Origin of the sequence: Paraburkholderia sp. EB58 (assembly GCF_050436665.1) — a bacterium.
Lineage (GTDB): Bacteria > Pseudomonadota > Gammaproteobacteria > Burkholderiales > Burkholderiaceae > Paraburkholderia.
In genome coordinates, this window is the sequence record NZ_JBNDMQ010000001.1 from 171,259 (window position 1) to 197,569 (window position 26,311).

Annotated in this window: 21 protein-coding genes; 9 read left to right on the forward strand and 12 right to left on the reverse strand. The window is 58.7% G+C overall.

Translation table 11 applies throughout. The annotated features are described in order from the left end of the window. Positions 1-203: 203 nt before the first annotated feature. Complete coding sequence (locus tag P3T40_RS00785; RefSeq protein WP_429265777.1) at positions 204-1,907, reverse strand: GMC family oxidoreductase; 1,704 nt, start codon at positions 1,905-1,907, stop codon at positions 204-206. Between the two features lie 411 nt (positions 1,908-2,318). Here P3T40_RS00785 and P3T40_RS00790 point away from each other — a divergent pair, with 411 nt between their 5' ends. The 7 genes from P3T40_RS00790 to P3T40_RS00820 all read left to right on the forward strand — a co-directional run bounded on the left by P3T40_RS00790 (position 2,319) and on the right by P3T40_RS00820 (position 11,894). After that, complete coding sequence (locus tag P3T40_RS00790; RefSeq protein WP_429265778.1) at positions 2,319-3,446, forward strand: porin; 1,128 nt, start codon at positions 2,319-2,321, stop codon at positions 3,444-3,446. A 70-nt stretch (positions 3,447-3,516) separates the two neighbouring features. Next, positions 3,517-4,695: an MFS transporter gene (locus P3T40_RS00795; protein ID WP_429265779.1), complete on the forward strand. Its 1,179-nt coding sequence runs from the start codon at positions 3,517-3,519 to the stop codon at positions 4,693-4,695. 197 nt (positions 4,696-4,892) lie between these two features. Beyond that, a complete protein-coding gene (locus tag P3T40_RS00800) occupies positions 4,893-6,419 on the forward strand; it encodes a GMC family oxidoreductase (RefSeq protein WP_429265780.1) in 1,527 nt (508 codons plus the stop codon). A gap of 143 nt (positions 6,420-6,562) precedes the next feature. Next, positions 6,563-8,368, forward strand: a complete 1,806-nt coding sequence (locus P3T40_RS00805) for a thiamine pyrophosphate-binding protein (RefSeq protein ID WP_429265781.1) — start codon at positions 6,563-6,565, stop codon at positions 8,366-8,368. Positions 8,369-8,493: 125 nt separating this feature from the next. Continuing rightward, the gene (locus tag P3T40_RS00810) at positions 8,494-9,639 is read left to right on the forward strand and encodes a Gfo/Idh/MocA family protein (protein WP_429265782.1); all 1,146 of its coding nucleotides are present in this window, start codon (positions 8,494-8,496) and stop codon (positions 9,637-9,639) included. 191 nt (positions 9,640-9,830) lie between these two features. Next, positions 9,831-10,616: an XRE family transcriptional regulator gene (locus tag P3T40_RS00815; protein ID WP_429265783.1), complete on the forward strand. Its 786-nt coding sequence runs from the start codon at positions 9,831-9,833 to the stop codon at positions 10,614-10,616. Between the two features lie 411 nt (positions 10,617-11,027). Continuing rightward, positions 11,028-11,894 (forward strand): sugar phosphate isomerase/epimerase family protein, encoded by an 867-nt coding sequence (locus P3T40_RS00820; protein ID WP_429265784.1) that lies wholly within the window; start codon positions 11,028-11,030, stop codon positions 11,892-11,894. Between the two features lie 105 nt (positions 11,895-11,999). Here P3T40_RS00820 and P3T40_RS00825 read toward each other — a convergent pair whose 3' ends face one another. From P3T40_RS00825 to cyoA, 6 genes are all read right to left on the reverse strand, one after another. Beyond that, positions 12,000-12,884, reverse strand: coding sequence for a sugar phosphate isomerase/epimerase family protein (locus tag P3T40_RS00825; RefSeq protein ID WP_429265785.1), 885 nt, complete (start codon positions 12,882-12,884; stop codon positions 12,000-12,002). Between the two features lie 57 nt (positions 12,885-12,941). Continuing rightward, the gene (locus tag P3T40_RS00830) at positions 12,942-14,591 is read right to left on the reverse strand and encodes a GMC family oxidoreductase (protein ID WP_429265786.1); all 1,650 of its coding nucleotides are present in this window, start codon (positions 14,589-14,591) and stop codon (positions 12,942-12,944) included. Positions 14,592-14,740: 149 nt separating this feature from the next. Continuing rightward, positions 14,741-15,124, reverse strand: a complete 384-nt coding sequence (cyoD, locus tag P3T40_RS00835) for a cytochrome o ubiquinol oxidase subunit IV (protein WP_429265787.1) — start codon at positions 15,122-15,124, stop codon at positions 14,741-14,743. Continuing rightward, the gene (gene cyoC / locus P3T40_RS00840) at positions 15,121-15,738 is read right to left on the reverse strand and encodes a cytochrome o ubiquinol oxidase subunit III (RefSeq protein ID WP_429265788.1); all 618 of its coding nucleotides are present in this window, start codon (positions 15,736-15,738) and stop codon (positions 15,121-15,123) included. Before cyoC ends, cyoD begins: the two co-directional genes overlap by 4 nt. 2 nt (positions 15,739-15,740) lie before the next feature. After that, entirely contained in the window at positions 15,741-17,717 is a 1,977-nt protein-coding gene (gene cyoB, locus P3T40_RS00845; protein ID WP_429265789.1) for a cytochrome o ubiquinol oxidase subunit I, read from the reverse strand. 5 nt (positions 17,718-17,722) lie between these two features. Further along, positions 17,723-18,724 carry a ubiquinol oxidase subunit II gene (cyoA, locus tag P3T40_RS00850; RefSeq protein WP_429265790.1) on the reverse strand — a complete coding sequence of 334 codons (1,002 nt, stop codon included), beginning with the start codon at positions 18,722-18,724 and terminating at the stop codon, positions 17,723-17,725. A gap of 205 nt (positions 18,725-18,929) precedes the next feature. Here cyoA and P3T40_RS00855 point away from each other — a divergent pair, with 205 nt between their 5' ends. Then, the gene (locus P3T40_RS00855; protein WP_429265791.1) at positions 18,930-20,324 is read left to right on the forward strand and encodes a PLP-dependent aminotransferase family protein; all 1,395 of its coding nucleotides are present in this window, start codon (positions 18,930-18,932) and stop codon (positions 20,322-20,324) included. 81 nt (positions 20,325-20,405) lie between these two features. Here the strand turns inward: P3T40_RS00855 and P3T40_RS00860 are convergent, their stop codons facing one another. Further along, positions 20,406-20,723, reverse strand: a complete 318-nt coding sequence (locus P3T40_RS00860) for a hypothetical protein (RefSeq protein WP_429265792.1) — start codon at positions 20,721-20,723, stop codon at positions 20,406-20,408. A gap of 648 nt (positions 20,724-21,371) precedes the next feature. Continuing rightward, positions 21,372-21,833 carry a DoxX family protein gene (locus tag P3T40_RS00865; RefSeq protein ID WP_429265793.1) on the reverse strand — a complete coding sequence of 154 codons (462 nt, stop codon included), beginning with the start codon at positions 21,831-21,833 and terminating at the stop codon, positions 21,372-21,374. A 478-nt stretch (positions 21,834-22,311) separates the two neighbouring features. Between P3T40_RS00865 and P3T40_RS00870 the strand changes: the two genes are divergently transcribed. Further along, positions 22,312-22,833 (forward strand): PH domain-containing protein, encoded by a 522-nt coding sequence (locus P3T40_RS00870; protein ID WP_429265794.1) that lies wholly within the window; start codon positions 22,312-22,314, stop codon positions 22,831-22,833. Positions 22,834-22,929: 96 nt separating this feature from the next. Here the strand turns inward: P3T40_RS00870 and P3T40_RS00875 are convergent, their stop codons facing one another. From P3T40_RS00875 to P3T40_RS00885, 3 genes are all read right to left on the reverse strand, one after another. Next, positions 22,930-24,540: an AMP-binding protein gene (locus P3T40_RS00875; protein ID WP_429265795.1), complete on the reverse strand. Its 1,611-nt coding sequence runs from the start codon at positions 24,538-24,540 to the stop codon at positions 22,930-22,932. 243 nt (positions 24,541-24,783) lie between these two features. Further along, the gene (locus P3T40_RS00880; protein WP_429265796.1) at positions 24,784-25,620 is read right to left on the reverse strand and encodes a substrate-binding domain-containing protein; all 837 of its coding nucleotides are present in this window, start codon (positions 25,618-25,620) and stop codon (positions 24,784-24,786) included. Between the two features lie 292 nt (positions 25,621-25,912). Next, positions 25,913-26,197, reverse strand: coding sequence for a hypothetical protein (locus tag P3T40_RS00885; protein WP_429265797.1), 285 nt, complete (start codon positions 26,195-26,197; stop codon positions 25,913-25,915). Positions 26,198-26,311 lie beyond the last annotated feature (114 nt).

A 26,311-nucleotide genomic window follows, 5' to 3' on the forward strand; every position in this document is an offset into this window, starting at 1 on the left:
GTCCGTTACAGAGGTGCAGTTGGCAGGCTCACAGCGAGCGACGCGGCGATGCGCTGCGAGCGAACGGTGCGAGATCCACGAAAAAAAAGCGCAGGGCCTGGGCCCTGCGCCAAGAGGCTAGTAGGAGCCTCACGCATGGTATAACTGGAGCTTGTCCCGGCAAGCCGCTGCGGGACAACCTCGGGACAACCGCGGGGACAACATCACGCAGCGGTTTTGCTCACCGGCAACCCAATAACCCTGGATGAATTTCTCGCTTTTCTGTCTTCCTCAATCATGCGACTCGCCTTCTCCGCAATCATCACCGTTGGCGAATTAGTGTTACCGGAGGTAATCGTCGGCATAATCGATGCGTCAACAACGCGCAGTCCGTCGACCCCGAAGACGCGCAGGCGCGAGTCGACGACAGCACCTGTCTCGCCCTTCCGTCCCATCTGGCAGGTTCCCACCGGGTGAAAAATGGTAGTCCCAACATTTCCCGCCGCACGAACAAGCTCCTCGTCAGTCTGGAATTGCTTCCCGGGAAGAATCTCCTGCGGTTCGTACTTCTTCAGAACATTGGCAGACACGATACGACGCGTGTATCGGAGCGCATTCACCGCGACCGTCTTGTCATACTCGGTAGACAGATAGTTCGGAGCAATAGCGGGCGGTACCGACGCATCGCGCGATTTGATGTGAATCGTGCCTCGCGAGGTCGGCCGCAACTGGCAAACCGACGCCGTGAACGCGTCAAATGCATGTAATGGTTCACCAAATTTCTCGAGGGAAAGCGGCTGGACGTGATACTGGATATCCGGGCGCGCGGCCGTGCCGTCCGTTCCGGAGTTTGCAAACACGCCCAGTTGCGAGGGTGCCATCGCCATCGGCCCGCTGCGCTTGATGACATACTCCATGCCGATCGCGAGCTTCCCCCACCAGGTCGCGCTAAGTGTATTGAGTGTTTTCGTCCCAGACACCCGGTAAGCCATGCGCAGTTGCAGATGGTCTTGCAGGTTCTCCCCCACCCCCGCGAGATGGCTCACCACATCAATGCCAAACCGCTTCAGCCGCGCTGCGTCCCCCACCCCGGATAATTCCAATAACTTCGGAGAATTGACGGCACCTGCGCTAACGACCACTTCAAGGTTCGCCGTCGCACTCACGTCTTCCCCGTTGAGCTGGAAATGCACACCGCTACAACGCTTGCCGTTGAACGTCAGACGCTGGGTCATTGCTCCGGTCATGACAGTCAGGTTAGGCCTCCTCATCGCAGGACGAAGAAACGCTTTGGATGCGTTCCAGCGGACGCCGCTCTTCTGATTCACGTCAAAGTAGCCAACGCCCGCGTTGTTGCCGCGGTTAAAGTCATGGGTAAAAGGGATACCCGTTTCTTGCGCAGCGCGTGAGAATTCTTCGAGAATCTCCCACCTGAGACGCTGCTTCTCGACCCGCCACGGCCCACCTTTGCCGTGTGCGTCACTGGCACTGCCGTGGTAGTCCTCGCTATCGCGAAAGATTGGCAAGACAGACTCCCAGTTCCACGACGAATCTCCAGTCAGCCTGGCCCAATCGTCGTAGTCCTCTCGCTGCCCTCTCATGTAAATCATGCCGTTGATAGACGAGCAACCCCCGAGGACACGTCCGCGCGGATAAGAGAGCGCGCGACCGTTGAGTCCGGCCTCCGTTTCCGTCTTCATGCACCAATCGGTTCGCGGGTTACCAATGCAGTAGAGATAGCCGACAGGAACGTGTATCCAGTGATAGTCATCAACACCTCCGGCCTCAAGAAGCAACACGGAGACATCAGCGTCTTCGGACAACCGGCTCGCAAGGACACACCCAGCCGTTCCGGCGCCAACGATAATGTAGTCGTAGCTACCTATAGAGCGTCTGGCCCGCTCATCTCCGCGCTTCCCTGCCTGCATCACGTCTCCTGATTGCGTCTGCGAGCCATGGGGCGAGAGCAAACGGATACTCCCTGCTCCCGCTTCCCTGTTCGTTGGCGTCAGACTCGATAACTTCACGAACCTCCTGGCGGTCCGCGCACATTGGGCGGCAGCGGGTCGATTCGCATCTTTGCCAATAGTGCGGGCAAACGCATTCCCTTTCCATTCCGCGGTCCTTCGCACAGCGTCGCGACCAAAAGCCGCCATGTGACGCACTCCCTGCGTCAGCATGCGAAGCGTTTTTTCAACGCTGCGAAATTGAGCCCGGATTTATGGCTGCCAACACTTCATGTCACGCAATGGGCGTCCGGCGTCCGACCGCGTAGCTTTCAGCACCGCCCCCGTATGGCAGTGAACCTAACTACATTTTTTAAATAACAGGAAGCAGACATGAGGAAACTTACCGCGCTAGCAGCCGCACTGGGTTTGGCAACCTGCCTGAACGCTCACGCGCAGAGCACCATCACGCTTTACGGGATTCTGGACGCTGGGATCGGTTACATCCACAACAGCGGTGGCCAGAGTTCTCAATGGAAAATGTCGACCGGCAACGTCGCCGAGAACGAGTGGGGGTTGAAAGGCACGGAGGATCTCGGCGGAAAGATGAGCGCGATTTTCGACGTTGAGAGCGGCTTCGACATCGCTTCCGGCCAAATGCACGAGGGCAACCGCCTTTTCGGCCGTCAGGCGTGGGTGGGGATCAGCACACCGACCTATGGCACCGTCACACTCGGTCGCCAGTACGACGCAATGACGGACGTTGTTCAACCCATCACCGGTGACTCGTTCAGCGGCATCTGGGCAACGCCGGGCGATGTCGACAACTACGATGACAGCGCTCGCTTCGACAATGCTGTCAAGTGGGTAAGCCCCACGTGGAGCGGCGTCTCGCTCGAAGCAATGTATGCCTTCGGTGGTATCGCGGGCGCCACGGGGTCCGGTCAGGTTTATTCCGGCGGCGCCGCGTACAACGGTGGTCAGTTGTCACTCGCAGCCGGCTATCTGCATGTCAACAACGGCAACGCGACCGCTTCGTCGCGTGGCACTACTGCATCGGACTCATTCTTCAATAGCGCGGTCAACTCTGCGTATGAATCGGCGAATTCGATCAGCATTGCGCGCGTCGCTGCGCAGTATGTCATCAGCCAGGTGACCGTTGGAGCGGCCTACAGCTACTCGGAATACGTTCCGGATGGCGCGTCGACTTTCACCCGCTCGGAGAAGTACCAGAACGGTTCCGTGTTCAGCATCTGGCAGGTGACGCCGACCTTCCAGACGATTGTGGGCTACAACTACACCAAGTCGACCGGGGATTCGTCCGCAACTTATCACCAGGTCAATCTCGGGGTCGACTATTACCTGAGCAAGCGCACCGATTTGTACGCTATTGCCGCATACCAGCACGCAAGCGGACAAAACGGAATGGGTGATGCACAAGCGGTCATCGGCTCCTATGACGTGAACTCCGGCGCAAACTACCAGGTTCTGGCCGTCGCGGGTATTCGTCACCGCTTCTGACGTGTGTTGCGACTGCCACATGCGCTGTCCGGGCATGTGGCAATTTCATATTGCCCGGGGACGCTAGTCGATGACAGCCTGCAGTTTCACCAATGCCCGTATATCCGTAACAGTCTGGCAACAACATGCGACCCGGGGCGCGTTCTTCGCGGCCGGCTTCGCAGTTGCGGCATGGGCGCCGCTGGTCCCGTTCGTCAAAAGCAGGCTCGTCATCGACGAGGCGACTTTGGGTTGTCTTCTTCTATGTCTTGGTGTCGGCTCAATCCTCGCGATGGTCAGCTCTGGAAGTATCGTCTCCAGGTTCGGCTGCCGGCGCGTCATCAATGTGTCGATGGTGGTTGCCGCGGTCATGCTCAGTCTGCTTGGCTCTGTGGACGGGCTCTACCTGACCGGTTTGGTGCTCGCAGTGTTTGGCGGCGCAATCGGAACCATGGACGTTGCCATGAACGTTCACGCCATTGCTGTCGAACAAGGCTCGGGACGACGCATGATGTCGGGCTTTCACGCGCTTTACAGCATCGGCGGTCTTGCGGGCGCGGGAAGCGCAGCGGCCGCGCTGTCGGCAGGCGTTACGCCGGGCGCTACGGCTATTGCCACCGCATCTGCGCTCATCATTGCGCTCGTCATTTTCGGTCGGCATTTCCTGAGCGACAAGAATCAGACGCACGGTTCGTCGCTCGTTGTTCCCCGAGGGAGCGTGCTGCTGCTCGGTAGCATGTGCCTCATGCTGCTGTTGGTCGAGGGCGCGATGCTCGATTGGAGTGCTCTGCTACTGTCCGGGTCCAAGGCAATGCCGGCAGCGCAAGCGGGCATCGGCTACGCGGTCTTCGCCGGCACCATGACGGCAATGAGACTCTCAGGCGATTGGACCGCTGCAAAGCTCGGAGCGCGTCGCGTGGTACGCATGGGAAGCGCCCTCGGCGCCGTGGGTGTCGTTTTGGCGGTCTTTGCGCCCGGTCCGTACTTAACCCTATTCGGCTTCGCGCTGATGGGCGTGGGCTGTGCGAATGTGGTCCCGATTCTCTATTCGGCGGCAGGGGCCAACAGGTCGATGCCATCGGAACATGCCATCGCGGCGACCGCGACGCTTGGATATGCAGGCACTTTGACCGGACCCGCAGCCATCGGCTTTATCGCTCATGGAGTTGGCTTGCCCGCAGCCTTCGGGCTTTTGGCGGTCCTGCTCGTAACCGTTTGCCTCGCCGCCAACATTGTCCCCAGGCACGGGCAGGTTGACGCACTCGATTGAGCTCACGACGTACCTTCGCAGGGTAGAAGCGCTCCTGGGCTAAACCACTATGCCCTCCTGCGTCACTTTGCGTCAGTTTCCATGCGGTTGCGAAATTGAGCGGAACTTATTGGGCGCAAATACTTGTGCCATCTGCTCAAGCCGCGACGGTGTGAAGCAATCCACCCAACGCTAACCCCACACACTTCAAAGTCATCATGCAAAGAAATCCCGACGTTATCGTAATCGGCAGCGGAGTCGGCGGTGGGACGGTTGCCCGCCGCCTGGCCGAAAACGGGATTAACGTGCTGGTGCTCGAGCGGGGTGACTGGGTCCCTCGTGAAGCCGACAACTGGAGCGTCGGGTCCGTATTCCACCAGAAGAAGTACACCGCCCACGACAGCTGGCTGGACGGCCAAGGCGAAGCGTTCCGTCCCAACATTTACTACAACGTTGGCGGCTGTACCAAGTTCTACGGCGGTAGCATGATTCGCTTCCGCGAAGAAGACTTCGGCGTGCTCGAGCATGAAGAAGGTGTTTCTCCGGCATGGCCGCTTAGCTACGCTGACATTGAGCCGTACTACTGCGAAGCAGAATCCATCTTTGACGTGCATGGGGACGACAGCGGTGACCCCAGTGCGCCGTGGCGCAGTCAACCTTATCCCGCACCGAAGCTCGCGTCCGAGCCGCTGGTTGCGCGGATGGCCGATACGATGCGTCAACACGGAGCCAGTACTTCCGCGCTTCCCGTAGCCGTCGACTTCGGTCCCGCAGGGCACTGCATCCGTTGCAAAACCTGCGATGGATTTCCCTGCAAGTTGGGCGCCAAAAACGATGCCGAAACAAGCCTGATTAAGCCTGCCCTCGATACCGGTCGTGTGGAGATCATCACGAACTGCTATGTGCAGAGGCTTGTGCTTTCTGCCGATGGCAAGCGGGTTGAGGGGGTGGAGGTAACGCGCAACGGGCAGGTTGAGGTTCTTCGCGCAGGTGTTGTCGTCGTATCGTGCGGGGCAATTAACAGCGCAGCACTGCTGCTGCGTTCGGCCTGCGATACGGCACCCGACGGCGTCGCCAATGCCTCCGGTGTGGTCGGCCGTCACTACATGGCACACAACCAGACAGCATTGATGGGCCTGTCGTTCGAGACGAACGATACCGTCTTCCAGAAGACGCTTGCGCTCAATCAGTACTACTTTGGTGATGGCGAATATCGCTTTCCTCTCGGCCACGCCCAGATGCTCGGAAAACTTCAGGGCGGCATGCTGTCCGCGAATGTGCCGTTCCTGCCCAAAGCTGTCGGGTCGACGATGGCTCGACATAGCATGGACTGGATTGCGTTCTCAGAGGACTTGCCAGACCCCGAGAACCGTATCGTTCTCCGCGACGGAAAGATCCAACTCGCGATCAAGCGGAACAATCTCAAGCCACACCAGCGCCTCGTTGAGAAGTTGACGTCGCTGTTGAAGACGGCGGGCTACCCCATCGTCCTCGTAAAACCACTGATTCGTCATTCGACATCCCACCAGTGCGGCACGGTCAAATTTGGCGTCGACCCAACCACGAGTGCTATCGACCCATACTGCCGTAGTCATCAACACGCGAACCTTTTCGTGATTGACGCTTCATTCATGGTCTCTTCCGCCGCGGTCAACCCGGCGCTGACCATCGTAGCGCAGGCGCTACGCGCTGCTGACCATATGTTGAAAGAAGACTTTCGGAAGACCTCACAACACGCCGCCTGATCCGCTTAATCCGCTTAACCCGTCTCGCTCGGGACTCGCGGGAGCAGGCTAGCCAGGCGTTGTTTGACCGATAAACGGAAACGTAAACCGTGTCGCGGAAACGCGCGCATCTGTATCAAGTTGCCATGCAAAGGAGCGATTCAATGGCTGAAAAAATGGAAATGACCGGCGGTCAAATCGTCGTCGAATATCTCATCCGCGAAAAGGTGCCTTACACATTCGGCATTCCCGGTCACGGCAACACCGCCCTGCTCGACGCGTTTGTGGACCGCCAGAAGGAAATCACCCTCGTCCCGGCGATGCACGAACAAGGCGCGTCGCACATGGCCGACGGCTATTATCGCGCCACCGGCCAAATCGCGGCAGTATGTTCGTCGATCGGCCCGGGTGCCACGAACACGCTCACGGGCGTTGCAACTGCGTTCGCTGACTCGATTCCGCAACTGCTGATTACCGGCGGTGTGCACACGTACATGAGCGGCAAGGGCGTGCTGCAGGAAATCGACCGTCCGCACGGCGACAACTTCCCGCGCATGGCCGAACCCGTCGTCAAGCGCTGGTGGCAGCCGAGCCAGGTCGCGCAGATTCCCGGTGTGATGACACAGGCGTTTAACGTTATGCTCGAAGGCCGTCGTGGTCCCGCGCTCATCAACCTGCCGCAAGATTTGCAGGCTGAGTCGGCCGTCGTTGAGCTGCCGGCGCCGCAGACCCATCGCGCGCACGGCCGCCTTCATGGTGACCCGGTTGATATCAGCAAGGCCGCCAAGCTCCTGCTTTCCGCCGAGCGCCCGGTCATCCTCGCCGGCGGCGGTGTGATTGCAGCCGAAGCGACCGAACTCCTCGTTGCTATTGCCGAATACGTTGGCGCAGCGGTCACAACTTCGTTCATGGGCAAGGGCTCCATCGCTGAAGACCACCCGCTGTACGCCTGGCCCTGCGGTGACCTCGGCTCCATCCCGGGCAACGCGATGACGCGCGAAGCCGATGTCATCCTGTCCATCGGCTGCCGTTTTAGTGACCGCATCACGTCGTCGTACCGCCCAGGTGTTACGTTCGATATTCCGAAGACGAAGCTCATCCAGGTCGACATCGATGGCTTTGAAATCGGCAAGAACTATCCGGCCGAAGTGGGTATCGTTGGCGACGCGAAGGCAATCCTCTCGGCTCTGCTTGACGAAATGCGCGACCTCGCGAAGCCGCGCGACTACCAGAACGCGCCGCAATTCAAGCGCTTACAGTCACTCAAGGCAGAATGGCTCGAGCACCTGCGGCCGCTGCGCGAATGCAACCATTCGCCGATGACAGTCTCGCAAGTCCTGTTTGAAGCTCGCAAGGTGCTGCCGCGCAACACCATTGTCGTTACCGATTCGAGCAACCCGCAGAACCAGGTGTTCAACGAGTTTCCGGTCTACGGCGCGAAGCAGCACATCACGCCGGGTGGCTTCTCGGGCATCGGTTTCGCGCTGCCTGCAGCGATTGGTGCAAAGCTGGGCGCACCGAACCAGCCGGTGGTCGCAGTCTGCGGCGACGGCGCGTTCCTGCAAACGGGTCAAGAGCTGGCGACGGCTGTGATGATGGGCATCCCCGCGGTGTTCCTCATCATCAACAACGGCGGCTGGGGTGCTATCCGCAACCTGCAACTCAACATGTTCGGCGAAGACCGTGAAATCATCACAGGCTTCAAGACGCCGGACGGCTCACCGTGGTCGGCACACATCGCAAACTTCGCGAAGTCGCTGGGCGCAGAGGGCGAACGCGTGGATGACCCGCGTCAAATCGGCGCCGCGTTGCAGCGCGCGATTCAGTCGGGCAAACCGTATGTCGTCGAAGCGATTTGTTCGATTGAGCGTCCGTATAGCAACATGCACCCGACGGGCTGGTGGGACATCACCGTTCCGGCCTACCTCGGCGACCTCCGCAACAAGTACGTTGAGGGCCGCGGCTTCTAAAAGCTCGATTCGGAGCCGATGAGCGAAGGCGCGGGACGGCCCTGGCCGTTCCGCACCTTTCGCTCCTCATTCGGACTGCGCCATTGCGTTGCTAGCTCCGTGAATTCCTACTGCAGGGGACTGAAATGAATCGTCGACTACGACTCGGGATGGTAGGCGGTGGCCAAGGCGGCTACATTGGATGGGTACACCGACTCGCTGCGCGGCTCGACGACTGCTACGAGTTCGTCGCTGGAGCCCTGTCATCGGACGAGAAAAGAGCCCAGGAGAGCGGCCGCGCCCTCTTCCTCGACCCATCGCGCATCTATACGGACTACCAGGAGATGGCAACGGCGGAAGCTCAGCGTCCTGACGGTATCGATGTGGTCGCTATTGTCACCCCGAATCATCTACACGCTCCGGTCGCAAAGGCATTCCTGGAGGCCGGCATCCACGTGATGTGTGACAAGCCACTGGCTCTGTCGTTGGCCGAGGCGATTGAGATGCGCGACCTCGCTCAACGCAAAGACAAGCTTCTCGGCGTGACATACACCTACTCCGGATATCCGATGACGCGCCACGCGAAGGATCTCGTCGCGGCAGGAGAACTGGGGGACGTCCGATTCATCGCCGTGGAGTATGTTCAAGACTGGCTGACGGAGCCGGTTGAGTTGCAGGGGAACAGACAAGCCGAATGGCGAACGGACCCGAGCCGTACGGGTGCAGGGGGTTGCCTCGGTGATATTGGCACTCATGCCTATCATCTGGCGAGCTTCGTGACCGGCATGCTTCCCGACGAGTTGTCAGCTGACGTGGCTTCCATGGTCGCCGGGCGTCGGGTGGACGACCATGTGCAAGCCACGCTCTTTTATCGCTCTGGCGCACGTGGCAACCTTATCGCCAGCCAGATTGCCGCTGGTGAGGGAAACGCACTGCGCCTACGCGTATACGGGACCAAAGGCTCAATCGCCTTCGACCAGGAGCACCCCGACTTCCTCTGGCACACACCGCTCAATGGGAACACGATCCGGCTGACAAAGGGACGTGCCCATAGCCCCGCTGCCGACCATGCCGCACGTTTTCCTGCTGGCCATCCTGAGGGCTTCTTCGAGGCATTCGCCCAGCTTTACCGTGACGCGGCGTTGCAAATCGCGGCCAAGCTCGAAAACGCCTCGATTCCGGCCAACAGCGCGCTCCTCACCGACGTCAACGACGGTGTCGAGGGTATGCGTTTCGTGGAAGCAGCGCTTCGCAGCCATGCCGGCGGCGGATCCCGGGTCGGTATTCGCTGAAGGCCTTCGAATTCCGCCGGGCAGCCTTTTGTTCTCGCCCCGTTTAAATGAGCACCTTGCGGTGCTCACCATGATTGGGTATGTTGGGGTACGAACGCAGCACGCCACCGTGAAGGCGTCTCCACCCACACTACATTGCCACCAAGTTTATGGACCGACCGCAAGACCGCACCAACCTCCAGAAGAACCTCGTGCTACTCGTCGAGTCATGCAGCTCTGTTGCCGGTCTATGCCGTACTCTCGACATCAACCGGCAGCAGTTCAACAAGTACCTCGCTGGACAGCACGCACCTTCGCACAAGGTGCTTCAGAAGATTTCACGGCACTTCATGATGGAGGTCCCTGACCTTTACCGTCAGCCGGCTGACTTCAAACAGTTCTACGAAGGTTTCGAGAGTGAACTGCCGATGGGGCTTCGCTCGTCCTCGCAGTTCGCCACCTTTCTGCCCTTTGCGAAAGCGTCGGTCGAGCCTCTGCGCGATTATTTAGGCGTTTACTACCGCTACCATCACTCGTCAATCTACAAAGGGCGCATCCTTCGGTCGGTCACCTGTCTCTATGAGGCCGAGTCGACAATCCAGCACGTCACTGTTGAACGATTTCCGTTGCTGGACGGCAGCGGCAAGACGGGCTATTCGTTCACGTACTACGGGTTCTGCTTCCTGATTGGGGACCGAATTTTCATGGTTGACTTTGAAGGTCAGCAGCAAAACGAGCTCACCTTTTCGATCCTGACTCCACAGCACCGTCGGCCTATCCGCTTCCTGTACGGCCTGGTGTCGGGCGTGGCCTCATCTTCCTATCGCCAACCGTTTTCAACCAGACTCGCGTTTGGCTTCTGCGATAAGGGAAAAATCAGCAAGAAGCATCTGCGCAATGCGACAGTTCTTTTGCCGAGTGATTCCTCACTGCCACTTGAAGTGCGGGAATACATGGCCGGTGACAATTCGACGATCCTTTGGGGTGGCGAGGGTTAAGACACATTACCGGCAAGGGGTAAGGCATTCATCTCTCTTCTCCCGAAGGCACGAAATTGCAACAAGGTGACGGGTAGTATCCTCCGCTGAAATTCACCAATCAACTTCGCAATCTGTCGCAGACCTACGCAAAACAACTCTGCCTCTCCATGTTGAACCTGTTCACCGAAACGCCACGCTCTGGTTCAACCCATCCGAATGTCCTGCGCCAGTCTGCGTCACTCCCTCACCTCGTTGCGAAGTTGCGGCCGAATTTTTGAAGCCAAATACTCTTGATTAGCAAAGGGGAAGCAGTGAAATCCCATCCGCAGCGGCCATGACGCCAAAGCAGTACCATCCTCGTAGGAACATGAGACGGCTTCTAAGCGCTGTTGACAAGATGGCCCTAACTTCAGGCAAGGCTTGATTCCAATGACCGGTAAAGACACGAATTTGCTCGCAGCATTCTGGACGATTGCAGGTGACACCCACCCCAATGACGCAGAGTGGATTAGCCCCGACAGCCTCGCGATGCGAGCTGAGGCCGCCTCCAAAGCTGGCTGGAAGGGGATTGGGCTAAGCCTGGACGATTGCCGCTTCAGCGTACAAAAGTACGGCGCGCCAGGCGTTCGGCGCATTCTCAAGGACAACGGCCTCGAGTTCTTCGAACTCGAAATCTTGATGGACTGGTACACGACCGACGGCCGTCGCGAAGCATCTGATCGCGCGCGCCGGGAATTTCTGGAATTCGGCGGCGAGCTAGGCATGTGCAATCTGAAGGTAGGAGTGAGCCACCTTGACCTCACTCCTACGAACCACAATCAAATGGCAGATGAGTTCGCCATGCTCTGCGAAGACTTCGGTACGATCGACGCGACGGTTGGGCTCGAATTCATGCCGTTTTGCAAGGTCGCGAGTCTCGCAGACGCGCTGCCAATCGTACAGGGCGCCAATCGGGAAAACGGTGGCCTCATCATTGATATCTGGCACGTAGTCCGCAGCGGCACCACCTATGAAGATGTTGCTGCGGTTCCGGCCAATCTCATCAAAGGCGTTGAGCTCAACGACGCTAACACGAGCGCAACCGGCACGTTGATGAACGACTCTACGTATCACCGCAAGGCGTGTGGTGAGGGCGAGTTCAAGTGCCCATCCTTCATCGACTCCGTGAAAAAAGCTGGATTCCATCAGAAGTATTGGGGCGTGGAGATTCTCTCCGACTTCCTTCGGAAAGCGCCCGTCGAAGTGCGTGCCAAGCACGTCTTCGACACGACCATAGCGCAGTTCAGCCCGACCTGAACTGCGCGGTGGGCGTGATGCACGTTCACACTTGGTGCATCGTGAACGAACCTTGCGCAAATCAATGAAGCCCGTGCGTTGCTGCAACGGGCTTCTTCACCTGCATCAACTGAAGACAAGCGTTTCCAGTTGCCGCTTCAAATCCTTCGCCACAGCATAACTGTTGCCTTGCTGTTGATTCTTGCAGAAGGTCTCACTGCACCACCAACCGTCGAAGCCTGTCGACTTCACAGCGTCGGTCCAATCCCGCAGGTTCAACACGCCGCTTCCCGTTGGCACATCTCGCAAGACCGTCTCCACCGGTACTCCCCCTTGATACGGCAAGGAGTCGCATACGTGCACGCCATAGATGTAATCGCGCTCGACTCTCGAAAGCTCTTCCGGCGTTGCGCCCGATGTGTAGCAATGCCAGAAGTCGACGACGAGCTTCAGGTTTTCGCGACCCACTCGCCGTACGACATCAACCTGCTCCTCAAGGGTGTTGAGAGGAGCCCATGAGAGTGCCTCAAGATAAACCGTCAGGCCGTATTCAAGCGCGCGGTCAGCGATTGCTGTCAGGTTTTTCACGGTCAGCTTCACCTGGTCGTCGTGGCGATGATGAAGAAGCCCCGTGTAAAGGTTCGAATACCCCTTTTCGTTGAAGTCCATGACCGCCTGGACGTCCAACGGCCCCGAGACAATCTGCACTCCTTTGGCCCCGATGGCATACGCCAGCATGAAAAGCTTATCCGCCTCACGAAAGAGCTCCTTCTCGGCGCTACCTTGCCGCTCGATGTCGACAAGAGCGCCAACCCCGTGAACCACCAAACCATCAAGCTCGTTACGCAGGTCATCAACCGAATAGCCTGCGTCGAGATACCTTCGCACTTTGTCTTGCGATATCTCCACCGCTGTGTAACCAGCGCATCGTGCGATATCGAGTTCCATAACCAGCGTCGAATATCTGGCGGCAGTGGTGTTGAACGTGATGCGATTTTTATCGAGGAACACTTACGCCTCCAATAGATACGGTAGCTAGATGAAGCCCACCAATCCAGGCTGCTTCAACTACGCCTGGCTCTCGGTCAGCACCGATGCTGGAATTGAAAGCTGCCTTCCGCGGATGATGTCCGCCGCCTTCTCACCAATCATCGTGCAAGCCGCGTTCGTGTTGCCCGACGGAATGCGGGGCATCACGGACGCATCTGCGATACGGAGATTTTCGATTCCTCGAACTCGTAGCTCGGGGTCGACCACACTGAGAGAGTCACTTCCCATTCGACACGTCCCGACTGGGTGAAGCGCCGCGCGTGCGTTCTTGCGAAGATATTCGCCCAGTTCCTCTCGGCTAGAGAACTTCTGACCGGGAAAGTGCTCGCGCTCGATGTACGGTCGTATCGCGGGTTGACTCATAATCTCCTGACCGATGAGAAACCCTTCCGTCAGCCGGTCAACATCGTGTTGTTCGACCATATAGTTGGGCACAATCCTGGGTGGGTCAGCTGGATTCGCGCTGTGCAGCGACACCTCGCCCCGCGAATGCGGCTGCACATGCTCAAAATTGAGCGTGCACCCGGTCCCGCCCGGAACACTTTCTGTGCCCTCCTCAACGCCCGCGCCCACGATAAAGAAATACTGGAGGTCGGGCGGCAGGTCCGTTTGCGTCCCTCGACAAAAAGCACCTCCCTCAATGAGGTTAGACGCGATGGGACCGCTGCGTGCGACGGCATATTGAAGGGCGGCCCATGCTTTCCAGTGCAGCTTCTTGAACTTGTCATAGCTGTCCGAGCCCGCCTTCATCTGGTAAACAAGCGACATTTCAAGGTGGTCTTGAAGGTTTCTGCCCACGCCAGGAAGGTCAGCATGAACCTTAATGTCATGCCTCTCCAGCAGAGCGGCATGACCGATTCCAGAAAGCATCAGGAGCTTGGGCGTGTTGATGGTCCCCGACGAAACGATGATTTCTTTATCCGCGAAGGCCTGCTTCTTCTCACCGCCAATGGAATATTCAACGCCGACGGCCCGTTGCTTATCCACCAGAATTTTGAGGACCTTCGCCCCGACCAGCACAGTGAGGTTTCCGCGCTTCTCCGCCGGCCGCAGATACGCACTCGCCGAACTTGCGCGCAGACCATCCTTGACAGCGACCTGATATAGCCCGCAGCCATCCTGCGCGCCCCCATTGAAGTCAGGGACATACTGCAATCCGGACTGCTGGCAAGCTTGCAGCCACTTTCGTGTTAGAGGATGGACACTCGCTGGGAAACTGATACCGATGGGACCATCCGTACCGTGGTGTTCGGTTGCGAAATCTGCATTGCTCTCCGCGCGCCGGAAGTATGGGAGAACGTCCCGGAATGCCCAGCCATGAGCACCGGCCGCTTCCCAGCCGTCGTAGTCCTGCGGGTTTCCTCGCACATACACCATGCCATTGACAGAGCTACCGCCACCGAGGACGCTTGCCTGCACCATAGTGTCGTTCTCTTCACGTTCGTAGCCCGTTGCAGGCTCCCAACGGTAGCGCTTAAGCAACCCGCCTTGCGCAGTCTTGTAGTACGTGCCTGGGAATCGGATATACGGGCTTGAGTCCCTGGGACCCTCCTCAAGCAGGATGACCGTCGCCGATGGGTCCTCTGAGAGACGGGACGCGACGATGCAGCCTGAAGTGCCCCCACCTACGACAATATACGTTGCGCTTGTTGAACGAAGCTTGTTCATCTTGTAGTTCGAGGATAGTGTCGGCAGATTTGATCAAGTATTTTTGACCAAAATTCCGCATTCAATTTCGCACTTCCTCTATTACCGACGCAGAGTGACGCGTATGTGCTCCGTGCAGACCTCTGTGGCGACACGGAACACTGGCGCGGTTAGTCCCGCGACATCGCCCGCTCTGTCGACATGTGCGTCGGCATCATGTTCTGATTGGCGTTGTGCATGACCCACAGCGACAACCCAACGATCACGGCAATCAGAAATGCCGTACACACGAAGATGCCGGTATTGGCCCGCTGATCTCGCGCAGCACCGATATGCAGAAAGTAGATCAACTGCACGACCAGTTGCGCCACACACAACACCACGATGGTGGCAAGGCCGAAGCCGCGCGGCACCACATGCGTCATGACAGCGCCGAACGAAGCCAGCGTTAGCAGCAACGACAGCACAATACCAATCACATAGCTCTTGAGACTGCCATGCGACGCCGCATGAATTGTGTCGTGCGCCGGATGATGATGAGAAGTCCTGTTCATACAAACTCGCGCAGATAAACAAATGTAAAAACGCAGATCCAGATCAGGTCCAGGAAGTGCCAGAAAAGACTCAGGCAAGCGAGCCGGCGTCGCGTCACGCCAGTCAGGCCGAACTTGTAGACCTGATGCGTCATCACCGCAATCCATAGCAGGCCGCAGGTGACATGCAGACCGTGTGTGCCGACCAGGAAGAAGTACGATGAGAGGAATGCACTGACATGCGGCCCTGCCCCGTCGTTGATCAGCTTCGCGAACTCGACCACTTCCATGCCGATAAACCCTGCGCCAAACACGAACGTCACGGCAAGCCAGCCGATCACCTGCGATTGACGACGTACTTGCATGCCAAGCATCGCCATGCCGAACGTGAAGCTGCTGATCAGCAACAGCAAGGTTTCGCCGAGCACGTATGGCAGTTCGAACAAGCCGTTGCCAGTCGGACCACCCGCCGTGGCGTTCACCAGCACACCGAAGGTGGCGAACAGCGTGGCAAAAATCAGGCAATCGCTCATCAGATAGATCCAGAACCCCAGCGTGGTTTTGGATCCGTCGTCGTGCGATACATGGTGCCCACCACCGTGACCGTGGGCGTGATGCGTTGCGGTGTTACTCATAATCACGCAGCCTCTTTCAGTTGCGCATAGCGCTCACTTTCAATCCGGGCAACCTCGGCCGCCGGCACGTAATAGTCGACGTCCTGGTCGTAGGTCCGCGCGATGAACGTCGCGATCATTCCGATCAGACCTACCGCCGCAAACAGCCACATATGCCAGACCAGCGAAAAACACAGCAGCAAGCTGAACGCCGCGATGATCACGCCGGCACCCGTATTGCGCGGCATATGGATGTCCTCGTATTTGCGCGGCTGGACATAAGCGCGCCCGGCTTCCTTGTTGTCCCAGTGCTGTTCCAGCGACGTGATCACCGGCACGTGTGCGAAGTTATAGAACGGTGCCGGCGATGCCGTCGACCACTCCAGGCTGCGGCCATTCCATGGATCGCCTGTCAGGTCGCGATTCGCTTCGCGATCGCGGATGCTGACCGCAAACTGGATGATCATCGCCGCAATGCCTGCCGCGATGAACAACGCGCCGATCAGCGCGATCACCAGCCATTTGTGCCATTCAGGCACCGCGTAGTGGTTCATGCGCCGGGTCATGCCTTCGAAGCCGAGGATGTAGAGCGGCGTGAAGGCGAGCCAGTATCCGACCAGCCAGCACCAGAATGAGACCTTGCCCCAGAACTCGTCCAGCGTGAAGCCAAACACCTTTGGGAACCAGAAGCTGATGCCTGCAAAGCAGCCGAACACCACACCGCCAATGATCACGTTGTGGAAGTGCGCGACGAGAAACAGGCTGTTATGCAGTACGAAGTCCGCGCCAGGTACTGCCAGCAACACTCCGGTCATGCCGCCCACCGCAAAGGTGACCATGAAGCCGATCGTCCATAACGTCGACGTGTGATAGCGGATGCGTCCGCGAAACATCGTGAACAGCCAGTTGAACAGCTTCACGCCGGTCGGGATCGAGATGATCGACGTCATGATCCCGAAGAACGCGTTGACGTTCGCACCCGAACCCATCGTAAAGAAGTGATGGAGCCAGACGAAGAACGACAGAATGCCGATCGAGGCCGTGGCATACACCATCGACTTGTAGCCGAACAACGGCTTGCTGGAGAACGTCGAGATGATTTCGGAGAATGCGCCAAAACACGGCAGGATCAGGATATACACCTCAGGGTGGCCCCACACCCAGATGAGGTTGATGTACATCATCGCGTTACCGCCCAGCTCGTTGGTAAAGAAATGCATGCCGAGGTAGCGGTCGGCGGTGAGCAGCGCCAGCGTGCCGGTCAACACCGGAAACACCGCCACGATCAGGATGTTGGTGATAAGCGCGGTCCAGACGAACACCGGCATCTTCATCAGCGTCAAGCCTGGCGCACGCATACGCAGGATCGTCACAATGAAGTTGATGCCAGTGAGCGTCGTCCCTAGCCCCGATATCTGTAGCGACCAGATGTAGTAATCGACGCCGACCGTTGGACTATATCCGAGCTCGGACAACGGCGGATACGCGACCCAGCCCGTCGCTGCAAAGTCGCCAATGAACATCGACATCATCACGAGCACGGCCCCGACCACCGACAACCAGAAGCTCAGCGAATTGACAAACGGGTACGCCACGTCGCGCGCGCCGAGCTGCAGCGGCACCACCACATTCATCAGTCCGAGAATCAAAGGCGTCGCCACGAAGAAGATCATGATCACACCGTGTGCCGTGAAAATCTGATCGTAGTGGTGAGGCGGCAAATAGCCGGCCGCGTCGTTAAACGCAATGGCCTGCTGGGTGCGCATCATGATGGCGTCGGCAAAGCCGCGCAGTAGCATCACGAGCGCAAGCAGGATGTACATCACACCAATGCGCTTGTGATCCACCGAGGTGAGCCACTCGCTCCAAAGGTAAGTCCATTTTCCCGCATACGTCACGGCAGCCAGCAGCGCCATGCCGAGCACGACGACGACGGCCAGCGTGCCCATGATGATGGGCTCGTGGTACGGGACAGCGTCCAGGTTAAGTTTTCCAAACATGATGACTACTCCGCAGCCTGATGAACAGGCGATTGGGCTCCAGTAGATTCAACGGAAAGCGCGGTCTGCGCGGTCCCACACATCGGGTCGCGGGCCGCACCTTGCATGTACTGACCGACGACGCCGTCGAAGAGACCCGGTGTCACGCGCGCATAGACCGTCACCGAGTCTTTCTGGCTAGGCTTCGCCAGCGCTTCGTAAGTGGCCTTGTCCAACGACAGCGGCGAGTGCCTCGCGCGTGCAATCCATGCGTCGAAATCCGCGCGATTAGTGGCGATCGTGTCGAAGTGCATGTCCGAGAAGCCCGCGCCGCTGTACGCGGAGGACCGTCCCGCATACACGCCGGGACTATTGGCGATCAGATTCAACTGGGTGCGCATGCCAGACATCGCATAGATCTGCCCGCCGAGTTGCGGGATAAAAAACGAGTTCATCAGCGATTCAGCGGTGATGTCGAACGAGATGGGCGTGTCGACCGGAATGGCAAGTTGATTGACCGAAGCAACGCAGTAGTCCGGATAGATGAACAGCCACTTCCAGTTCAGTGCGACGACTTCGACGCGGACCGGTTTGACCTGCGATTCGATGGGACGTGATGGATCGAGACTGTGCGTAGTACGCCAGATCACCAGCGCCAGAATGATGACGATCAGACACGGGATCGCCCAGACGACCACTTCAATTGGCGTGGAGTGCGCCCATTTGGGCGCATAGGTCGCGCTGGTGTTCGAGGCCCGATAGCGCCAGGCGAAGTACAGGGTCAACAGAATGACCGGAATCACCACCAGCAGCATCAAACCGAGTGCGAGCAGGATCAGGTTCTTCTCCTGCATGCCGATGTCGCCCTTGGGATTGAACAGCGTCATGCTGCACCCACTAAGCAGTCCCGCCGCGCCGAGCGCAAGGAGACGTCCTGCCGAACTACAAAGCCGTCCGATGATTGAGGATTGAACGAGCGAAGCTGCCCCTGTGGCAGAGATTTTTCTACGCAAAGCTGGATTCCGCATGTCGTGTACCTTGGTTGCCGGTCACACCATCCATGCATGCATCCCGTCCGGCGAATCTTCGGACGCGCCTCTGAATCAGGCAGCGCCCTTCGCCTTCAATGCTTCCCCGACTTGACTGCGAGAGGTACGATGTATGGATTTATGTCCCGATGCGGGCATCCTAAAGTAAGACAATATCCATACAACTGCGACAGAATGACGCTAAATGAAGCCCATACATGATCCATACAAGCGCCCGGATTGGGCCGCTGAGTTTGTTGCGGGCGACGGGCCGCGTTATCTGCAGATCGTCAGTTTTCTTGAGTCCGCGATCGCCGATGGAGCGCTGCGCCCGGGCGATCGGCTGCCGCCGCAACGTCAGTTGGCCGAAGCGTTGGAGATCGATCTGACGACCGTTACACGCGCCTTTACAGAGGCGCGCCGCCGTCAACTCATCGAAGCACGCGGAACGCTGGGGACGTTTGTCTCTGCGCCGAAAGTGGAGCTGACGCAGAGCATCGATCTAAGCATGAACATTCCACCGCCGCCGGCCGACGTGGATATGGCGGCGCTGCTCCGCGAGGGCCTGTCGCAGGTCTTGATGCGTACCGACACGAACCTGCTCATGACGTATCACCTGGGGGGCGGAAGCCACACCGACCGCAACGCCGGCGCGCGCTGGCTCAAACCCATGCTGGGTCGGATCGATCTCGAGCGGATCGTCGTCTGTCCGGGCGCGCAGGCCGCCCTCGCCGCACTGATCCTGGCATCGACCCAGCCCGGCGATTGCATTCTGATGGAACCGCTCGGTTATCCCGGGCTGCCGCTGGCTGCAAGGCAACTCGGACGCCGTGTCGAGACCGTTGCGGTCGACGCCTCCGGAATGCGTCCGGATGCACTCGAAGAGGCCTGCCGAATGCACGACGCGCGCCTCATCTATCTGAACCCTACGCTGCAGAATCCGACCACGCGGACAATGACCGAGAGACGACGTCTCGACATCGCCAGGACCGCCGCAAGGTTGAACGTGAGGATTATCGAAGACGACCCGTACTGGCTGTTTGCGGAGAACGCACCGCCGCCGCTCGCGCGGCTGATGCCCGACCAGGTGTATTACGTGTCAACGCTGTCGAAATGCCTCTCGCCTGGGCTGCGGACGGCTTTCGTGGCGCTGCCCGATTCGCAAAGTCAGCAGGCCTTCCTGTCCGCGCTACGGATATTTTCCTTAACCTCACCATTGACGACGACACTCGTCACGCAATGGATTCACGATGGGCGCGCGGTTCAGTTATTGGCTGGCGTTCAGGCGGAAACGCATGCGCGTCAACGCATGGCCCGGGGCATGTTAGCGGGCGCGATGAGCGCACCGGCCAACGAAGGCATTCATGTCTGGCATACGTTGCCGAGCTATTGGCAGGCCTTGGACCTTGCCGCCGTAGCGCGCGACAATGGTCTGGTGGTGGCGCCCGCAGAGGCCTTCTTTACGGGCGCCAGTCCGCCAAATGCGATCCGAATTTCGCTGGGCGGCTGCGCGAGTCGCGAGCAACTCGAGGTTGCCTTGCGGAAGCTGTCCAATCTGTTGGCGAAAAAACCTTCGATTCACCGTGGGGTCGTTGTCTAGACGCCAAGCGAATCAAGCAGTCCTCCGGCACGGGCAGATCCAGAAGTCCGGCCCCTCGTCGCGTCCGACGAGGGGAACGTTTCAGCGGCCACCATGCCCGCCTCCGCCACCGTATCCTCCCCCTCCTCCATGTCCGCCGCCATGGCCGCCGTGCCATCCACCGTGAGCGCCATACGATCCGCCGTGCCACCCGCCGCGCCAACGGTATCCGTACCAGTGATAGCCGTACCAGCCACCCCACGTGCCGCACTCGCCCAAAATGCTGCAAGTACCGTACCCCGGTCCGTAGAAGTGATAGCCGTAGACCGAGTCGTATGTCGGCGCTTCTTCATATCCTGATGCGACGGCGCAACCACCCAGGCTCGCCGCCACGGCGAGCAACGCAATTAATTTACTCACGAATTTCTCCTGAAGCTGACTGCGATATACGTCGCGCAAGCGGAGAGCAACGGGAGTGGTTGCGACAGCCCGGGACCATTGGAAAAATGCTCGCTGCGGGTGGTCAGTCGGGTGTGTGTTCGGGTTTGCGATTTGATAGACATCGTGTGCTGAATTTCCTTTCATAACTTTTTTGGCGCCGCCGCTGTAGCGCTGGCGACGGGCAAAAGACACTGCTCATGCGGCAGCGGCGAAACAGAACCCTTGGACGTGAGTCCCAGCAACTACGATGGCAAGCAACAGTTAAGTCAGGCTTAAAAAGCAGTTACGCCGTTGTAACCACGGCCGGAGCGGTAAACAGAATCGACGGCATCTACGGAACAAACCGATCGGGCTGTCACACAGCGTTTCAAATGTATGGCTGTTGCAAGCCGAAAGGTCTATGGGGTCGCCACGCCTTTGCTCTATGCGTTAACGGTTGGACGGCGCTGAACTTTCTGTCACGTGAGCGCGACCCGCGACAAAGTGCCGCCGTTCGCTGCCTGACTGCAGACGCGACTAGACGGACCGCTTCGGCGACGACTAGCGGATGGACTGGTTGCGGTGCGAAGACAACGGTTACGCGTTGGCGGGCGAAGAGTCGTACAAGCAGGGCGATGACTCTCGCCATCAATCAATGCGGATCCTGCCAGGTCGACTGCCCGGCGATCCAATCCGCTCCTCGGCGCGTGCGTTGTCAACGCTGATAGGGCCAGCTCCTGTCACGCGTAGCAGCAGGAAACCACCGGCAATGCCGACGTTTTTCCAGAAATGCACCGCCATATCGTGATGCATGGCGGGATCTGCTACGTTCCAGAAATCGTGTCCAAACATAGCCGTTGCCACCGTGTAGACCGCCATGACCAGCGCAAGCGGCTGAGTCTTGAAACCGACGATCACGAACAGACCGCCTATCAAATCGATAGCGGTCGAAAGTGGTGCAGCGATCGACACGAACGGTACGCCCGCTGAGTGCAGATATGCAGCGAAGTCACCATACCCAGCTATTTTCATCGCCCCCCCCCATAGGAATAGGGTCGCCAAGGCAATGCGTGCTAAGAGGATTAATCCAGAATCGATGGAGCGCGTCATGAGAGCGAAATCAGTGAACGAGAAAAACCAGGGTCACGCCGGTCGTCAAGGTGCCGGTTCGGTGCAATCGATTGCAAAATATACGCTTAGAACGCAGACTTAAAACTAAGGGTTTACCACGCACTTAATTTTTTCTTGTAAGCCGAAATACACCATTTCGATCGGCGCGGATAATACGTAATCGACAGCTGTTTTGCTCGGTTCGTGGTCCCCCTTGGCACCGATGCGGTAGGGCTCTGAACCGGCGTAGCTGAATTGCGTCAATGCGCTGCAATCGATTGCATATCTTTTGGCGGATGGGGCCCCAGACTTACAGCTTGGTGCACGCGTCGCGGACCATCTTTGTCGTAAAGGCTATACTGAGCGCACCGTAGGCACCAGATCGCGCTACGACGACTTCAAGGCACTGGCGTGCGGTTCGGCTATGGTCGTTTCGACGGACTAATCGATCCGTGGGTCAGGAAAAGGGATATATGCGATGGCCAATCAGGTAATTTTCAGCGGCGCGCCGTCGCAGGCCTGCAACCTTCCAGCGCTACTGAAGGGGAGCGCGGTCATGGCAATGATTTGCGCTATACATGCCTGCGCGTCGAACTCTTTCCCGCTTCAGTGGCATGTGTTGCTCGCACAAGCGGGTGCGGTCTTGATCGGTGTCGGTTTGCCGTTCGTCAAGACCGCGTTCACCCGAATTGTCGTCGATACCGCACGGATTACCTGGACGCAAGGCATTCTGCATCGCCGCGTATCAATTCTCGAGATTTCCCAGATTCAGTGCATCACGTCGATCCACCCCTGGTGGCAGCGGCTATTCGGCACCGGCTCGATCATTCTGATGACTAACGATCTAGCTCATCCCGTGAGGCGTTTGCCGGGCATCAGAGACGTTGACGAGCTCCGCAAAAGGCTTGCCGAGGCAGTAATTATATGTCAAGAACGGACTATTCCCGCAAACACCTATGATCCGAACACCCTTGGTTACTCCAAGGCACACGGTGTTTGAACAGGCACCATTCGTTCGCAAATGACAGGGCTTGCTCGCTGTCCAATACTAGCCGAGGCTATTCGGGGCAACCCGCGACACTTTTACGTCGCGTTGTCAGACCGTTCCACCTCCAGCGCAAGCTTGTGATCCTCTAGCACGCTGCGTCGCGGTCTCGAGCATCTTCACGAGCGCGTTGCGATCGACCTTACCGTTCACGTTCAATGGTACTTCGTCGATCGGCACGATGCGCGCAGGCACCGCATACGGCGCAAGATATCGCTTGCAGTCAGCGAGTATCTGCCTTTCTTCGACTTGCGCGCGGTGCGTGAATGCGACCAGCCCCTCAGGCGAACCGGTTGCGCTGCGCGGCCAGATCACCACCCACGCTGACTGCGCCTGCCCGCACCGGATCAGCACCTCCTCTATCTCCTGCAACTCAATGCGATTGCCGAGCAGCTTGATCTGGTTGTCGATCCGGCCGCGAAACAGCAGCCCGTCGGCGGTCGACCGGCACACGAGGTCGCCGCTTCGATACCAGCGCGCTGCGGTGCACCCGGCGTAGCGCTTGAGGAAGAAACGCTTCTGGTCTGCCGGGTTGTCACTCAGGTAGCCGCTCGCCAGTTGGCTGCCGCCGATGATGAGTTCGCCGTCGCGCCCTGGTTCGACCGGCTTGAGATCCTCATCGACCACCAGCATCTCTTGTCCGTCCCAACTGCCGCCGAGCGGCACCACGGCGTGCATCGTCGTATTCAGGAACTCCGGTGTGACCTCGAAGCGCAGGCACGAGACCGTCGCCTCCGTCGGTCCGTAGATGTTTGTCAGGGAGGTGTTCGGTGCCGCGCGCAGCCAGGCGCGGGCGAGATCCGTGCGCAGCGCTTCCCCCCCGAAAGCGGACACGCGCAAGCTTGGAAAGGCGTCCTTCTTTAGCTTGCGAAACTGCTGCATCAAGCCACCGATGGACGGGACACTCGCCCAGTGAGTGATTTGCCTGTTCTTGATGAAATCCACCAGATAGAGCACGTCGACGGTTTCCGGCACGCATAGGCAGCCCGTATTGCCCCAGCAGACGAACATGTCGTTGACCGACGGATCGAAGGACAGCTCGAAGTTCTGGCTGTACCGCGCATTGGCGATCGGCGGATCGAAGGCCAGTTGGCTCGCGATGTAGTCCACCGCGCTGGCGTGGCTGATGCAGACGCCCTTCGGCACGCCGGTCGTGCCCGACGTGAACAGGATATAGGCGAAGTCCTCCCTCGAACCGGCGACGCGGACGTACCCCGCGAGTGGCTCGACTTGTGCACTCAGGTCGACTTGGGCCACGTCCTCGTCGAGGTAGATGACGTCCATCGGGTCGTCGAGCATCTGCAACAGCCCGCCAACCCATTTGCGGCAACGTGTGTCCACGAGGATCGTGTGACTTCCCGAGCGCTTGACGATCATCGCATTGCGCTCGGAGGCAAACCTGGCGTTGAGCGGTACGTAAGGCGAGCCCGAGGCGAGGATCCCGAGCAGGCCTGCATAGCCTTGCGCGCTGCGGCTCGCGAAGAGCATCACGGGCGCAGCTGCCCTCTCCTTGTCTGGGCTCGCGAGCAGACGTGCGGCCACGCGGTGCGCCTGTGCGGCCAGTTGTGCATAGGTATAAGTTGTGTCGTCGACATGCAGTGCGGGCGCGTCAGGATGAACAGCAGCGGTATCAAAGAAAAACTGATGGAGCATCGTTTTCATGGCATCTCGTCCGAGGTGGTGGCGTGGAACGCCCGCATCGCATACCTGCTCGGTCCTTTTAGACACCGGCAAAACGGCGCGTTGTAGCCTCCAAACGAGTCCTCGGGGTGAAATATTCCGCCGTGGTCATGCCGTTTGTTCGCTGGCACACACGCGGTCAAAAAAATAAGAGATCGACGGAATATCTAGCCACTGTTTACGTTGCTTGATTTTTGTGGCGGCGCGCCAGGCTCGCAGCTTCGCTCAGTCCGCAGCCTTCGGCGTTAGCGGTTCGAGCCCGGTGCCCTCAATCGCGGGGGCCGCGTCCGGCGACGACAGAAAACGGATCAGTGCCTGTGCGCCCGCTGGATTTTTCGCATTGGCGACGATGCCCCCGGAAAACACCGTGTACCTTTGTACCTCCGCGGGCAAGCTGCCGATCACCGTCACGCCGTCCACCGGCAACAGTTCGACTATCTGCTGAAATCCGAGCTCCGCTTCGCCGTTCGCGATGACACTGGCGACCCGCTCAGCCGGGATCATGTGGCTCTTGCTCTCCACCCGCCCCTCGATACCGAGACGCCGGAACAGTTCGCTGCGGATATAGACTCCATTCGCGTCGTCCGGATAGACGATCGACTTCGCGGCTAGCAGCGTGCGCCGCAATGCGTCGATCGAGCTGATATCCGGCTGCGGTGCCCCCTCGCGAACCGCCATGCCGATTGCCGAGCGTGCGAAATCCACCTTGCTGCCAGACACGACCTTGCCAGCGTTGATCTGATCGTCGAGTGCATAGCCGACCACGATCAGCACGTCGGCCCACTCGCCGCGCGCGAGTCGCACAGGGATCGCATTCGCGGCTGTGCCCACCGCTGGCCCCCAGACGGTGGCCAGCGTATCGCCGGTCGCCTCCTCGAATTGCGGGCCCAGGTAGCGATAGGCTGACGCAAACCCTCCCGAAATCATCACCTTGACTTCATCTGCCGATGCCGCGCCGCTGCCCAGGAATGCGCTCGCGACGCAGAATACGAGTGTGTAAATCCTTAGCTTTAGAACAGTCACGGCCCCGCCCATGTCGATCGGATGATGCAGCCCGGACATGCATCGAGTCCGGACGCCATTCATGATGCTAACCGGCAGCGCGGCAGCGCGTGCAGCACCCCTGCCGCGTCAATTCTAATTGCCTCCATTGGCGTAATGATGCTGGCCGCATACTGAATTCATTAGACCTTTCGGCGCAGCAATTCGGGGACGCTGATAATCCATCCTGGCAAACGGCGTTGACCGCTACCGTACAGACCTTTTCTGTCGCAGGTGAGAATGTAGCGTTACACCATGCCCGCACCGGCGTCGCCGTACCGCAATGCTGGAATAAGAATGGTTGGTCGAACGTTTAGCTTTCGCAGTATTGATTGATCGTCGTGTCCAGCGTCACGACTTTCGACGGTGCCGTCGGTATGATTGGATAGGCCTCGCCGGGCCGGCCGACCAGTGGCCTTGAATTGATGCCGACATCTTCGAGGGCAATATAGACATAGCCCGTAAACCCTCGTGTCGCGAGTCCTCGTGAGGTAATCGTCGCTACGCTGGCCGAAGTAACCGGGGCAGTCTTGTCGACACTCAGTACGATGCCCACTGAATGCGCATTGACCAGCCTGACGCTTTTCACCTTTCCCACGTCGACGCCATGCAAATCCCACCTTCATATGGTTATTGTTCTTCATCGCGCACGCCTCACATGGTTGTCCTGACCTGCTTCGGTTTGCCCGATGATCGGAAATGCGCAGGCCAC